General features: G+C 70.6%; 12 protein-coding genes. 3 read left to right on the forward strand and 9 right to left on the reverse strand.

Annotation, left to right across the window (positions count from 1 at the left end; all coding sequences use genetic code 11):
- Positions 1-81 precede the first annotated feature (81 nt).
- Positions 82-2,472, forward strand: a complete 2,391-nt coding sequence (locus tag JL475_RS13880) for a ribonucleoside-diphosphate reductase subunit alpha (RefSeq protein ID WP_202277901.1) — start codon at positions 82-84, stop codon at positions 2,470-2,472.
- Complete coding sequence (locus JL475_RS13885) at positions 2,472-3,500, forward strand: ribonucleotide-diphosphate reductase subunit beta (protein WP_202277902.1); 1,029 nt, start codon at positions 2,472-2,474, stop codon at positions 3,498-3,500. Before JL475_RS13880 ends, JL475_RS13885 begins: the two co-directional genes overlap by 1 nt.
- 54 nt (positions 3,501-3,554) lie before the next feature.
- Here the strand turns inward: JL475_RS13885 and JL475_RS13890 are convergent, their stop codons facing one another.
- Positions 3,555-3,836 (reverse strand): hypothetical protein, encoded by a 282-nt coding sequence (locus tag JL475_RS13890; protein WP_202277903.1) that lies wholly within the window; start codon positions 3,834-3,836, stop codon positions 3,555-3,557.
- A 94-nt stretch (positions 3,837-3,930) separates the two neighbouring features.
- Here JL475_RS13890 and JL475_RS13895 point away from each other — a divergent pair, with 94 nt between their 5' ends.
- Positions 3,931-4,893 carry a helix-turn-helix domain-containing protein gene (locus tag JL475_RS13895; protein ID WP_202277904.1) on the forward strand — a complete coding sequence of 321 codons (963 nt, stop codon included), beginning with the start codon at positions 3,931-3,933 and terminating at the stop codon, positions 4,891-4,893.
- A 21-nt stretch (positions 4,894-4,914) separates the two neighbouring features.
- Here JL475_RS13895 and JL475_RS13900 read toward each other — a convergent pair whose 3' ends face one another.
- The 8 genes from JL475_RS13900 to JL475_RS13935 form a co-directional block, all read right to left on the reverse strand.
- The gene (locus JL475_RS13900; protein ID WP_202277905.1) at positions 4,915-6,294 is read right to left on the reverse strand and encodes a cytochrome P450; all 1,380 of its coding nucleotides are present in this window, start codon (positions 6,292-6,294) and stop codon (positions 4,915-4,917) included.
- Positions 6,291-7,376 (reverse strand): epi-isozizaene synthase, encoded by a 1,086-nt coding sequence (gene cyc1 / locus JL475_RS13905; protein WP_202277906.1) that lies wholly within the window; start codon positions 7,374-7,376, stop codon positions 6,291-6,293. The genes JL475_RS13900 and cyc1 overlap by 4 nt, the downstream gene beginning before the upstream one ends.
- Before the next feature lie 337 nt (positions 7,377-7,713).
- Positions 7,714-8,364: a peptide deformylase gene (gene def / locus JL475_RS13910; RefSeq protein WP_202277907.1), complete on the reverse strand. Its 651-nt coding sequence runs from the start codon at positions 8,362-8,364 to the stop codon at positions 7,714-7,716.
- Between the two features lie 124 nt (positions 8,365-8,488).
- A complete protein-coding gene (locus JL475_RS13915; protein ID WP_202277908.1) occupies positions 8,489-9,469 on the reverse strand; it encodes a hypothetical protein in 981 nt (326 codons plus the stop codon).
- A gap of 104 nt (positions 9,470-9,573) precedes the next feature.
- The gene (locus JL475_RS13920) at positions 9,574-10,821 is read right to left on the reverse strand and encodes an HD-GYP domain-containing protein (RefSeq protein ID WP_202277909.1); all 1,248 of its coding nucleotides are present in this window, start codon (positions 10,819-10,821) and stop codon (positions 9,574-9,576) included.
- Complete coding sequence (locus JL475_RS13925) at positions 10,821-12,281, reverse strand: HD-GYP domain-containing protein (protein ID WP_202277910.1); 1,461 nt, start codon at positions 12,279-12,281, stop codon at positions 10,821-10,823. Before JL475_RS13925 ends, JL475_RS13920 begins: the two co-directional genes overlap by 1 nt.
- Before the next feature lie 208 nt (positions 12,282-12,489).
- Entirely contained in the window at positions 12,490-12,852 is a 363-nt protein-coding gene (rsrA, locus tag JL475_RS13930) for a mycothiol system anti-sigma-R factor (RefSeq protein WP_202277911.1), read from the reverse strand.
- On the reverse strand, positions 12,849-13,544 hold the full coding sequence (locus JL475_RS13935; RefSeq protein WP_202277912.1) for a sigma-70 family RNA polymerase sigma factor: 696 nt from the start codon (positions 13,542-13,544) through the stop codon (positions 12,849-12,851). The genes rsrA and JL475_RS13935 overlap by 4 nt, the downstream gene beginning before the upstream one ends.
- Positions 13,545-13,605: the final 61 nt, after the last annotated feature.

Below are 13,605 nucleotides of genomic sequence, written 5' to 3' on the forward strand. Positions count from 1 at the left end.
TGGACGCGAGGCGCGTGCGCGTGCCCGTGTGCTGCCCGCTGCCCTCGGCGAGGCCCCGTGCCGAGCGAGGGAGAGCCCCACGTGACCATCGCGCCAGCCGATCCTGCTTCAGCGGTCGGCCCGACCGACGCGAGCGACGGCCCCGGTGCCGCGTTGCTGCGGTCCCTGACCGGGCTGACCGCCGACCTCCCCGACGCCGACCCCGGCCGGGTCGCCGCCGCCGCGCTGCGCGGCCGGTCCGCCCACGCGGACGAGACCGAGCTGCGGGAACTGGCCACCGAGGCGGCAGCCGGGCTCATCTCCGAGGACCCCGCCTACTCCCGGCTCGCCGCACGACTGCTGACGCTCGGCATCCGTGCCGAGGCCGCCTCGCAGGGTGTCACGTCGTTCACCTCCTCGATCTCGACGGGCCACCGCGAGGGCCTCGTCGCGGACCGGACCGCCGAGTTCGTCCTGCTGCACGCGGCCCGTCTCGACGCGCTGATCGACCCCGACGCGGACGACCGTTTCGGCTACTTCGGCCTGCGCACCCTGCACAGCCGCTACCTGCTGCGGCACCCGGTCACCCGCAAGGTCGTCGAGACGCCGCAGCACTTCCTGCTGCGGGTCGCCGCCGGTCTCGCCGAGGACGACAGCGCCCGCTCGGTGGACGAGGTCGCCGCGCTGTACGAGCTGATGAGCCGCCTGGAGTACCTTCCCTCCTCCCCCACCCTGTTCAACTCCGGCACCCGGCACCCCCAGATGTCGTCCTGCTACCTCCTCGACTCCCCCAAGGACGAACTGGACTCCCTCTACGACCGCTACCACCAGGTGGCCCGCCTCTCCAAGCACGCCGGCGGCATCGGTCTGGCCTACTCCCGCGTCCGCTCCCGCGGTTCGCTGATCCGCGGCACCAACGGGCACTCCAACGGCATCGTCCCGTTCCTGAAGACCCTGGACGCCTCGGTCGCCGCCGTGAACCAGGGCGGCCGGCGCAAGGGCGCGGCGGCGGTCTACCTGGAGACCTGGCACTCAGACGTCGAGGAGTTCCTGGAGCTGCGCGACAACACCGGTGAGGACGCCCGCCGTACGCACAACCTGAACCTCGCGCACTGGGTACCGGACGAGTTCATGCGCCGGGTGAACGCCGACGCGCCGTGGTCGCTGTTCTCCCCGTCCGACGTCCCGGACCTGGTCGACCTGTGGGGCGAGGAGTTCGACGCTGCCTACCGGGCGGCCGAGGCGGCGGGTCTGGCGACGAGGACGCTCCCCGCGCGGGAGCTGTACGGGCGCATGATGCGCACCCTCGCCCAGACCGGCAACGGCTGGATGACCTTCAAGGACGCCGCCAACCGCACCGCCAACCAGACCGCCGAGCCGGGCCACGTCGTCCACTCGTCCAACCTGTGCACGGAGATCCTCGAGGTCACCAGTGACGGAGAGACGGCGGTCTGCAATCTGGGGTCGGTCAACCTCGGCGCGTTCGTCGACCGGGCGAACGGAGGCCTCGACTGGGAACGGCTGGACGCCACCGTCCGCACCGCCGTCACCTTCCTGGACCGGGTCGTCGACATCAACTTCTACCCGACCGAGCAGGCGCGCCGTTCCAACGCCCGCTGGCGCCCGGTGGGGCTGGGCGTGATGGGCCTCCAGGACGTCTTCTTCCAGCTCCGGCTGCCCTTCGACTCCCCCGGGGCGAAGGCCCTCTCGACCCGTGTCGCCGAGCGGATCATGCTCGCCGCGTACGAGACGTCCGCCGGCCTCGCCGAGTCCCACGGCCCCCTGCCGGCCTGGGAGAAGACGCGCACGGCCCGGGGCGTCCTGCACCCCGACCACTACGGCGTCGAGGCGGCCTGGCCCGAGCGGTGGGCCGCGCTGCGCGAGCGCATGGGCCGGGCCGGCCTGCGCAACTCGCTGCTCCTGGCGATCGCGCCGACCGCCACCATCGCGTCGATCGCGGGCGTGTACGAGTGCATCGAGCCGCAGGTGTCCAACCTGTTCAAGCGCGAGACGCTGTCCGGCGAGTTCCTCCAGGTCAACTCGTACCTGGTGAACGACCTGAAGCGGCTGGGCGTCTGGGACGCGCGGACCCGTGAGGCGCTGCGCGAGGCGGGTGGCTCGGTGCAGGACTTCACCTGGATCCCCGAGGAGGTGCGCGGGCTGTACCGCACCGCGTGGGAGATCCCGCAGCGCTCCCTGATCGACATGGCCGCCGACCGCACCCCGTTCCTGGACCAGTCGCAGTCGCTGAACCTGTTCATGGAGACGCCGACCATCGGCAAGCTCTCCTCGATGTACGCCTACGCCTGGAAGCGGGGCCTGAAGACCACGTACTACCTGCGCTCGCGCCCCGCGACCCGCATCGCCCGCGCGGCCCAGGGCCAAGCCCGAACGCAAGCACCCGCCCCGGCCCCCGGCCGGCAGTCGGCACCCGACCCCGAAGCGGTCGCCTGCTCCCTTGAGAACCCCGAGTCCTGCGAGGCCTGCCAGTGATGTCCACCACCGCCGCCACCGCCCGAGCCCAGAACCTCCTCGACCCGGGCTTCGAACTCACCCTGCGCCCCATGCGCTACCCCGACTTCTACGAGCGCTACCGGGACGCCATCAAGAACACCTGGCACGTGGAGGAAGTCGACCTCCACTCGGACGTCGCCGACCTGGCGAAGCTCAGTCCGGAGGAGCAGCACCTGATCGGGCGGCTGGTGGCCTTCTTCGCCACCGGCGACTCGATCGTGGCCAACAACCTGGTGCTCACCCTCTACAAGCACATCAACTCCCCGGAAGCGCGGCTGTATCTGTCGCGACAGCTATTCGAGGAGGCGGTGCACGTCCAGTTCTATCTGACCCTGCTGGACACCTATCTGCCCGCTCCGGAGGACCGCGCCGCCGCCTTCGCCGCGGTGGAGAACATCCCCTCCATCCGTGAGAAGGCCGAGTTCTGCTTCAGGTGGATGGACTCGGTGGAGAAGCTCGACCGGCTGGAGACGCGGGCCGACCGCCGCCGTTTCCTGCTCAACCTGATCTGCTTCGCCGCGTGCATCGAGGGCCTGTTCTTCTACGGGGCGTTCGCCTATGTGTACTGGTTCCGCAGCCGGGGCCTGCTGCACGGCCTCGCGACGGGCACCAACTGGGTGTTCCGGGACGAGACGATGCACATGTCCTTCGCCTTCGACGTGGTCGACACCGTGCGCAAGGAGGAGCCGGAGCTGTTCGACGACCGGCTTCAGCAGGAGGTGACGGACATGCTGCGCGAAGCGGTCGAGGCGGAACTGCAGTTCGGGCGCGACCTGTGCGGTGACGGGCTGCCGGGCATGAACACCGAGTCGATGCGGCAGTACCTGGAGTGCGTCGCCGACCAGCGTCTCGTCCGTCTGGGCTTCGCGCCGGTGTACGGCTCGGACAACCCGTTCTCCTTCATGGAGTTGCAGGGCGTCCAGGAGCTCACGAACTTCTTCGAGCGGCGTCCGTCCGCGTACCAGGTCGCCGTGGAGGGCACGGTCGACCTGGACGAGGACTTCTAGGAGGGTCTGCAGGACCTGGGGCCCCGTCCGGGATCCGCCGGGGTGCCGCCCGTCTCACGCCGCGTGTGCGGTGTGCCGCGTGGCGGCACACCGCGCGGGGCCGTGCGCGGTGCTCCCCGCCGGCCGGGACGGCCCGGCGGCCGTGCGCCGCCACGCGGCAGCCGCACGTCCGGCCGTACCCCGTTCGGCTGCGGCGCTGTCGGTCTCGGCCTGCCTCAGCTGCCGGTCCGTCCTCCGGTCGCGCGCGATGCCGACGACGGCGGGGAGGACCATCAGGGCGAGCAGTCCGAGGACGAACAGCATTCCGATCAGTGCTTCCATCTGCGTCGTATCCATGTGCATCACTGTCGCGCCGGACACTCCCCGGCAACCAGTGGCAGAACTGCCGCACCCCCTCGATTTACTGCCATCGGCGAGGCACACTGGAGCCATGCTCCGCAACGTGGCCGTCGTCCTGCTCGACGGCGTGAACCCCTTCGAACTCGGCGTCGTCTGCGAGGTCTTCGGCACCGACCGCAGCGATGAGGGCCTGCCCGTCTACGACTTCGCGGTCGCCTCGGCCGAAGGCCCCGCCCTGCGCAGCAACACGGGCTTCTCGCTCCAGGTCGAGCACGGCCTGGAGCGCCTGGAGACGGCGGACCTCATCGCCGTACCCGCCGGGTCCTGCTACGAGACACGGGACTTCCCGCCCGAACTGCTGGACGCGCTGCGCCGGGGCGTGGACCGGGGCGCCCGGGTGCTCAGCGTCTGCTCCGGCGTGTTCGTGCTCGCCGCCGCCGGCCTCCTCGACGGCCGGCGCGCCGCCGCCCACTGGCGCCATGCGGATGCGCTGGCCGAAAGGCATCCCCACCTGACCGTCGAACCGGATGTGCTCTACGTCGACGAGGACCCGGTGATCACCTCCGCGGGCAGCTCCGCCGGCATCGACGCCTGTCTGCATCTCGTGCGCAAGGAACAGGGTTCCGCCGTCGCCAACCGGATCGCGCGGCGCATGGTGGTGCCCCCGCACCGCGAGGGGGGCCAGGCTCAGTACATCGAGCGGCCCTTGCCGCGGTCCGTGGGCGACACCGTCTCCGAGGTGCTGATGTGGATGGAGCGCCATCTGGACGAGGAGGTCACGGTCGAGCAGCTCGCGGCCCGCGCCCACATGTCCCCGCGCACCTTCGCCCGCCGCTTCCAGCAGGAGACCGGCACCACCCCGTACCGCTGGATCCTGCGCCAGCGGGTCCTGCTCGCCCAGCAGCTGCTGGAGGGGACGGACGAGACGGTGGACGCGGTCGCGGGCCGTACGGGCTTCGGCAACGCGGCCACGCTGCGCCATCACTTCATGCGCACCGTGGGCACGACCCCGAACGCCTACCGGCGGACGTTCCGCGACCCCGAAGCCGCTTGAGCGCCCGCCGGACGGGACGGTTCAGCGCGCGACCGGCCTCAGCAGCAGCCGGTTCGGCCGCAGGGTGATGCCGACCCGGGTGGCGTCGTCGGAGCCGGCCACCTGCTCGAAGCGGTACTTCGTCGCCAGCGCGGCCGTGATCAGGGTCAGCTGGGCCATCGAGAAGTGATCGCTCGGGCACTTCCGGTTGCCGACGCTGAACGGCCTCATGGCGTACTTCGGAATGTTCTTCACCCGCTCCGGAAGCCAGCGGTCGGGATCGAACTCCAGGTTGCGCTCGTACGACTTCGGATCGCGCTGGATCGCGTACGGACTGTAGATGATGTCCGCCCCGGCCGGAATGCGATAGCCACCGAGTTCCTTTTCGGCGACCGCCCGGCGCGTCAATATCCAGACGGCGGGCCGCAAACGCATGGCCTCGACGACGACATTGTTGGTGTGGGTGAGCTTGCGGACGTCCTCGAATGCCACCGGACGCCCACCGGTGACGTCGAGAACTTCGTTCCGCACCCTGTCCCCGTGTTCCGGATGAGCGGCGAGCTCCTGAAGCAGCGACATGATCGTGGAGGCGATCGTCTCACTGCCGGGGGTGAGTATCGCGACCACCTGGTCGTGGATCTCCTGCTCCCCGATCGGGTCGCCATTGTCGTCCTTCGCCGTCAGCAATGCCGTCAGCAAATCGTTCGGCTTTTGACCGGACGCACGGCGCTCGGCGATGATCTCGTCGACCACGCGGTGCAAATCGGCCAAGGCCCGGTTGAATTTAAGATTGGCCGGCAGCGGCAGCTTGTACAGCGGGCCGAGCGGCACCACCATCCGCCGGTACATGCCGCGGAAGACCGTGGCGAGCGCGACGCACAGCCGCTCCGCCCGCTCGTCCATGTACTCACCGCGCAGCAGACAGCGCGCCGCGACGCGCACGGCGATCCGGAACGACTCCGAGGTGCAGTCGACCGTCTCCCCCGACGCCCAGCGTTCGGTCAGCGCGTGTGCCTCCTCCTCCATGATCGGGCCGTAGGCGGGGATGGCGTCGAGCTTGAAGGCGGACTGGATGGTGCGCCGCTGACGCCGGTGCAGCGAGCCGTTGGCCGTGGCCACGCCCTCCTTGCCCAGCAGGCCCTCCAGGGACTCCCACAGGGGGCCGGAGATGATGTAGTCGGGATCGAGCGCCAGCGCCCCGGTGAGGGCGGGCGTGGTGACGGCGTACACCGTCTTGGGGCCGAGCTTCAGGCGCACGATGTCGCCGTGGTCGCGCAACTGGGCCATGAAGGCCAGTGGATCGCGGACCAGTCTGAGGCCGTGGCCCAGGCCGGGGACTCCGCCGCCGGCCACCGGAGGCTCGCGCAGTTCGGTCGCCCCCGACACACCCGGCGCGTCGGGCTTCACCGACTCGACGGTCATTTCTCACCTGCCGCTTCGTTGTTGACGTACGGGGGCGTGGAGCGGTCGTCCCAGCTGTCGACCATGTACCGGCCGGACTCGTGGTGGAACCAGTAGACGGAACTGAACCAGTTCCGCATGTTTCCGAGGCAGGCCCGCACGGCGGCCCCCAGTTCCTTTCCTCCCACCGTTCCGTCGTCGAGGCTGTCGGCGAACTTCAGGGCGCTTTGTTCGGCGTCCAGGAATTCCGTGACGCATTCCTCGACGCGGCGCCGCACATCGGTGACCGCCTCTTCGAGAGTCAGCCCTTCATGGGTGATGAGACTGATTCCGAGATTGTGCACCTCATGACCCGCTATTTCCTTCGGGAGCGAGCAGAGGTCGTTGTACCAGGCGGCGAATTCCTGACTGAGCAGGGCCGCCTTCCGATAGGACGGGTTCTTCCGTACGGCGTCCGGGAGTTCACAGCCCGCACTCGGCTCCAGGAGGTCGGTCCAGATCCAGTGCGCGAAGGTGAGCCGACGCAGTTCGAGGTACTCCTCGACGGTGGGGACGATTCCCTCCGTCCGGTTGTGGAACTCCCGGTCGTACGCCTCGATCACCGCGTGGAAGTGCCGGGCGAACCGGGCGTTCCAGGTGTCCGGAAGGAACGAGTACAGCCGCCGCACGCTGTCCGCGAGCCCGGCCACCAATGAATCCTCGTGACGCAGGTGGTCCGTGGGGCTGTCGAGAGCCGTGTGCAGCAGGTCCTTCAGCCGCCGCCAGGCGGCGGGCCGACCGTGCACGATGTCGCGGTCGTGACGGTCGTCCCAGACGAAGAACCACGCGCTGTAGTCCGCTATCGCCTGCAGGACCTCGTCGGCGGCGTCCGTGTAGTAGCCCGCCATGAGGTCCGTGTAGCACAGGCCATCGGCATATTCCGCCACCTTGTCGGGCGGCATCAGCCGCTTTTCGAGCAGCCACGCACGGGTTTCCTGCTGGAGCTTCGGCCAATACGGATGGATGTGCCGGGGAAACGCCGTCTCGATCACCGGGAGAGACAGCGCCTGCGGTACCGCGACGGTGGTCGGTTTCGATGTGGTGCCGTGTGACAAAGCATGCACGAACAATCCCCTCTCGGCCGCCAGTTGACATGTGCCCGGCCCTCTCTGCCGGGCGTGCGCCGGTGCGTGTCCACGCCTCCATTCAGCACCACAACTGACCGCCCTGGGGACGTATTTGCTTCATTCACCACCCCACGATGCCGAGATTCTCCCCTTGTGTGGCTGATTTCAGGATTGATGACCCGGTGAGGGATCGAACACATGACGGAAAGACGAACGGCGTCCGGTCCGGAAGGGAATCCGGACCGGACGCCGTGCGCGAGGGAGTTCTGTACCCCGGGGGACCTGAGTGGCGGCGGGGGCCACCGGGCTCCGGGGGGACGAAGGAACCCGGCGGTCAGTCGTTGGCGACCACGGGGTAGCGCGGCTCGTTCTCGGCCATCTGCCGCAGCGCGTCCTTGCGTTCCCGCTTGGACAGCCGGTCGATGTAGAGGTAGCCGTAGAGGTGGTCGGTCTCGTGCTGCAAACACCGTGCGAAGTAGCCGGTGCCGCGCACCTTGACCGGGTTGCCCTGCTCGTCCTGACCGGTCACCTCGGCGTAGTCGGGCCGGGCCAGCGAAGCGTACGCGGTGGGTACCGACAGGCAGCCCTCGTTGGTGTCGTCCAGCCGACGCCTCTCGGCGGGCAGTTCGACCAGCTTGGGATTGCAGACCACCCCGGCGTGACGCACACCGTCGTCGTCCGGGCAGTCGTAGACGAAGACCTTCAGGTCGACGCCGATCTGGTTGGCGGCCAGCCCCACGCCCTCCGCGGTGCGCTGGCTGGCGAACATGTCCGCGACCAGCTGCTGGAGTTCGGGGCCGAAGTCGGTGACGTCCCTGCACTCCTTGTGCAGCACCGGGTTGCCGACCACGGTGATCGGTCGCGAGGTGCCTCGCTCGACCCAGGCGGCCTCGCGCTCGGCGCAGTCCTCCGTGTCGATGACGTACCCCTCGTCGTCGACGGGGAGCACGCCCGCGTGCTGCTGATCGGTGTCCTGCTGAGCCATGACCGACGTACGCCTTCCTGGAAAACATGGGGGGTGATGCTGATACAGGGTACGGTGACCGGCCGCCCCGCCGGCCCCGGTCCCCGACGTGGTCTGCGCCCGGCGCACGGCCCCGGCAGTCGGCCTAGCAAACCTCTTCCAGGTCCCGCCAGTCGCGTGAGTCCGGGCTGTCCGCGACCCAACCGTCCAGCAGGCCGCGGACCAGCGAGGCGGGCGCGGCGAGCCCGCACTCCCGCTCCGGCACCCACAGCTGCCCGTCGGTGCGGTGACCGAGCGGTCCGGGGTGCCCGGGCTCACTGTGGTCGTGCGGGTCGAGGTGCTCACCCTCGCCCTCGTCGGAGGGCATCCGGGACTCCGAGCACATCCGGCACAGCAGCCGCACCGAGGACGACCAGTCCTCGGCGGCGAATCCCGCGTCCGCGGCCAGCTGCTCCAGGGCGTCCCGGTCGGCCTCGCCGGCGGCCTCCAGCAGGACCACCCAGGTCGGCACGGGTGAGGGCGCCCACAGCTCGATCTCGTCGAACACCGGGTAGGTGTGTCCGGCGGCCGTGCTCCGCTCGCCGTGCGGCACCCCGTCGTGCAGGACGACCTCGCCCCAGCGGCGGCCGGAGGACGGCAGCGGAATGGACAGCACCTCGATCCGCGCGGGGTCCAGCCGCCGCCCCCAGACGACCTCGGCCTCCCCCTCCGGGGACAGCCGTACGGCCGCGCTGCCCAGGTCCATGCCGAGCGGCTCCCCCGAGCCGGTGGGGCTCCCGGGCACCCGGAGCCCATAGGCCTGCCAGGCGCGGCGGGCCAGCGGCCAGTCCTGCAGGGCGGTGGCGGCGATGCCGACGTTCCACCAGTCGGGTGCCCCGGTGTCCCGGTCGAGCAGCGCGACGGCTCTGAGACCCGCCGCTCGTGCCTGCTCCCAGTCGTGCCGGAACTTGTGCAGCAGCGCGAGGTTGAACCAGGACTCCGACAGCCAGGGTTCCAGGTCGGCGGCCCGGGTCAGCAGCGCGCCCGCGTCCTCGTACCGGCCGTCGCCGATGAGTGTGAACGCGCGGTCCGTGGCCTGCCGCCAGGAGGCGGAGGGCCGGTTCCGTCCCTTGCCGAAGATCCTCACGATTCCCGCCTGCCAGTTCCGTTCGGTGGGCGGCCTAGCCCCCCGGACACCGTCTCCTTCGCATCCAACCACGTACGGCCGGAACGGCGCTCATTACCCATGGGTTACCCAGCCCCGGGCCGGGTAAGACCGTCCCGTTCGCGGATCTCCCGGGACAGCACCCGGGCCAGCGATTCGACGACCTCGGGCGCGTACTCCCCGGCCCCCAGCCGCAGTTCCTCCAGTGCCGTGAGCGGCCCGCCGGGCCCACCTGCCCGGGACTTCTCGTCGTACGCGTTCACCACCCGGACGATCCGCGCGGCCAGCGGCTGCTCCCGGTGGGGGTCGGCCTGCCGTTCCACGATCCCCGCCACCCGCGGGTCCACCCCGGTCTGGCGGACCACCGCACCGCCGAGGAGGGCGATCCGCCGCTGTTCCGGGACGGGCAGGGCGGCGGTGGCGCCCACGGGCACCGGGTCGACGAGGCTGAGCTGGCCGATGTCGTGCATCAGGGCGGCGTACTCCAGCACCGTCAGGTCGGGTTCGGTCAGCCCCAGGTCCCGGCCCACCGACTGGCTGAGTTCGGCGACCCTGCGGGCGTGCCCGGCCGGGGTGCAGCCGGCGATCTCGGTGGCCCGCGCGAGGGAGGTGATGGTCTGCCGGTAGGTCGCCCGGACGGCGGCGTACCGCCGGTAGGACAGCTGTGCGAGCAGCAGCGGCACGGACAGGAGGGGCAGCGCCCACAGTCCCACGACCGCGACGCCGAGTGCCATCACCGCGCCCGTCGCGACGACGGCGGCCCCGATGCTGGGCAGGGCCCGCAGTTCGTCGCGCAGCACCGGTGGGAAGGGCCAGCCGGTGCGGGAGTGGGCCAGTGCGGCGGCGAGCACGGCGTCGCAGAGCGTGGACAGGGACAGCAGGGCGAGCAGCAGCAGCGCGTGGGCGGAGCCGCCCCAGTCGTCGAACGTCCCGCGGCTGTAAAGGGGCTGGAAGCACACGGCGACGAACCCGACGGTGAGCGTCCGGCGGGTCAGGTGGTCGCGCGCGGGCCCGGGGCCGCGTCCGACGTGCGGCACGCTGCCGAGCAGGGAGCCGGTAAGGACCACGGTGACGATCTGGGCCGCGTCGTGGTGGGTGGGCCTCCCACCGGCCTCACCGAGCAGCGCGTACGCCAGTGCCCCGGCGGCGGCGAGCGGTGCGGCCTGACGGACGTGCGGCCCGTTGTGCCGGGTGAGTTCGCCGACGGCGACGAGCACCCCGAAGCCGAGGGCGATGCCGCGGTCCGCGACCCCGTTCCACAGGGTGGCGCCGAGACAGCCGGTGGCGAGCACGGCGGCGCATGCGTGCACGAGGGTGTGCAGCCGGAGGCTCATCAGCGGGCCCGGGGCTGATCGGCGACGGGTCCGGTGGGGTCGGGGGTGACAGGGGTGGCAGGGGCGGGGGTGGCAGGGCCAGTGGCGGCGTCGGGAGCGAGGCCGGGGGCCGGCGCGGGAGCGGACGGATCGGGGGGCCGGACGTCCTCGGCCGTCACCGCGGGATGCCAGCCGGCCCGGCCGATCGCCCGTACCAGCGCTTCCACCATGCGCGGGTCGAAGTGGGCACCCGCGCACCGCTGGAGCTCCTCCAGCGCCACGGGCACCGGCCGGGCCCTGCTGTAGGACCGGGTGGAGGTCATCGCGTCGAAGGCGTCGGCGACGGCCACCACCCTCGCGGACTCCGGGATCTGACCGCCCGCCAGCCCGTAGGGGTAGCCGCTGCCGTCCAGCCGCTCATGATGGTGCAGCACCGCCGCGCGGGCCTCGCCCAGGAAGGAGATCCCCCGCACCATCTCGTGCCCGTACTCGGGGTGCAGTTCGATCACCCGCCGCTCCTCGGGGGTCAGCGGTCCGTTCTTGGTGAGCAGCCGGGTGGGCACACCGAGCTTGCCGACATCGTGCAGGATGCCCGCGAAGCGCAGCACCTCGGTCCGTTCGTCGTCCATGCCGAGCTCACGCGCGATCATCGTGGAGGCCTGCCCGACCCGCTCGCTGTGTCCGCGCGTGTACCCGTCCTTGATGTCGACGGCCTGCACGAGCGCGCGGATCGTCGCCTGGTGGGCGGCCCGCTCCCGGTGGTACTGGGCGAACGCCCACCACGAGACGCACATCGGCAGCAGTACGAGCAGTGCGGCCACCGGCCCGTAGGGGCTGCGCCACAGCAGGGCCATCATCAGTCCGGCGAGCCCGTGCACGGTGACCGGCGCGAGCGACCGCAGGAACAGCCGCCGCCAGGTGGCCGGCCGGGAGGTCGGGCTCCCGCGCCAGAGCGGTACACCGGCCGTGAGCGTCACGATGCCGTGGTCCAGCAGGGTGAGGAGCAGGCAGAACACCAGCATCGAGGCGCCGACCGCGCCCAGCGCCGCCGGCACGTCCCCGGCCGCGACCGCGTCCTGGCCGCCGGCTGCCTGGTGCGCCCGGCTCGCGGCCCACACGGCGAGCGTCAGCTGACCGACCCGCCAGATCCGCCGCGCAAGGAACGGCCGCTGCTCCACCGGGGTGAGCAGCGCGCCGGGCAGCGCGACCAGCGCGGCAGCGGACGGCGGCAGCAGGAAGGCCGCGGCCAGCAGCACGGGGTAAAAGGTGCCGCCCGGATTCGGGACACCGAGGTACCGGGACCGGACGAGGCACTCACAGCACGCGTACAGCACGGCGAGCGAGGCGAGCGCGCGCCAGGGAACATGCGGCATCTGCGGTCCGTGCGCGATCTGCGCGACGTGCGGCGGCAGCAGACAGAGCAGGCCCGCCACGGCGACACCGGCCACATACACGCGGGCCCGCGCCGGTAACGCCTCCATGAACCCCTCCCCCCGACCATGCCTGCCGCGCTCGCCGACATGCCGTCTGTCAGGTTCTGGAGCCTAGGGGGGCGAACGACGCCTCCGCGGGCCCAGAGCCCGCGGATTAGCACGTACGGGTGACGTCGCTCCCCTTTCGGGGGACGTTTTCGGGGAACGGTTTCCAGGTCGGCCGGAGCCGGGCGGCCATACGGCCGACCGGCCGGTCTCAGGACTCCTGCGGCGTGGCCTGCGGGGCCTGGGACGGCTCGGAGACCTGGGGGGCCTGGGGAGCCTGAGCCGGAGAAGCCGTGACGTCCTGATCGGGAACGGCCTGACCTGAGCGGATCAGGTCGAGTCGGCCCATGACCTTGGACCTCAGGTCGCCCGGTACGTCGTCATGCCCGCAGCACCGCTTGACCAGCTTCTTCACCGCTTGCTCGAGGCCGTACTTCTCGAGGCACGGCGAGCATTCCTCGAAGTGGTGCTCGAACTTCACGCAGTCGGCATCCGGCATCTCACGGTCGAGGAACTCGTAGAGATGGTCGAGGATCTCGCTGCAATCCGTCTCGTGCGGCTCTCCGCAGCTCATGACCCCGAGCCTTTCGCTTCGTTCGACTGTCCGGCGCCCGCCGGGACCAGTCCGCGCTCGCGCGCGTAGTCCTCGAGCATGCCGCGCAGTTGGCGGCGACCACGGTGCAGCCGGGACATCACGGTACCGATGGGTGTGCCCATGATGTCGGCGATCTCCTTGTAGGCAAAGCCCTCGACGTCCGCGAGATACACGGCGATGCGGAACTCCTCGGGAATCGCCTGGAGCGCTTCCTTGACGTCCGAGTCGGGCAGGTGGTCGAGCGCCTGCGACTCCGCCGATCGCAGACCGGTCGACATGTGCGACGCGGCACGCGCGATCTGCCAGTCCTCGATCTCCTCGGCGCCGCTGCGCTGCGGTTCACGCTGCTTCTTGCGGTACGAGTTGATGAAGGTGTTGGTGAGGATCCGGTACAGCCACGCCTTGAGGTTCGTGCCTTCGCGGAACTGGTGGAAGGACGCGTACGCCTTGGCGTACGTCTCCTGGACCAGGTCCTCGGCGTCCGCCGGGTTGCGCGTCATGCGCAGTGCGGCCGAGTACATCTGGTCGAGGAATTCGAGGGCGTCCCGCTCGAAGCGCGCGTTGCGCTCCGCAGGCGATTCGGCGCTCTTGTCGCCCCTGCCGCCCCGGCCCTCGGGCTGCTCCGCCTGGCCGTGTTCGGTCCCTGCGCCGGTACCGGGAACCGGACCCACCTCCTCCAGAGTCGTCGTGCGACCCGAAGCGGTCCCACTCGAATCGGAGGATAGACGACGA

Source organism: Streptomyces sp. M2CJ-2 (assembly GCF_016757295.1).
Lineage (GTDB): Bacteria > Actinomycetota > Actinomycetes > Streptomycetales > Streptomycetaceae > Streptomyces.

What these genes read in the sequence shown, in the direction of transcription:
- JL475_RS13885 (WP_202277902.1), top strand. Translation starts at nt 2,472, where the DNA reads ATGTCCACCACCGCCGCCACCGCCCGAGCCCAGAACCTCCTCGACCCG.
- JL475_RS13890 (WP_202277903.1), bottom strand. Translation starts at nt 3,836, where the DNA reads ATGGATACGACGCAGATGGAAGCACTGATCGGAATGCTGTTCGTCCTC.
- JL475_RS13895 (WP_202277904.1), top strand. Translation starts at nt 3,931, where the DNA reads ATGCTCCGCAACGTGGCCGTCGTCCTGCTCGACGGCGTGAACCCCTTC.
- JL475_RS13900 (WP_202277905.1), bottom strand. Translation starts at nt 6,294, where the DNA reads ATGACCGTCGAGTCGGTGAAGCCCGACGCGCCGGGTGTGTCGGGGGCG.
- def (WP_202277907.1), bottom strand. Translation starts at nt 8,364, where the DNA reads ATGGCTCAGCAGGACACCGATCAGCAGCACGCGGGCGTGCTCCCCGTC.
- JL475_RS13920 (WP_202277909.1), bottom strand. Translation starts at nt 10,821, where the DNA reads ATGAGCCTCCGGCTGCACACCCTCGTGCACGCATGCGCCGCCGTGCTC.
- JL475_RS13925 (WP_202277910.1), bottom strand. Translation starts at nt 12,281, where the DNA reads ATGGAGGCGTTACCGGCGCGGGCCCGCGTGTATGTGGCCGGTGTCGCC.
- rsrA (WP_202277911.1), bottom strand. Translation starts at nt 12,852, where the DNA reads ATGAGCTGCGGAGAGCCGCACGAGACGGATTGCAGCGAGATCCTCGAC.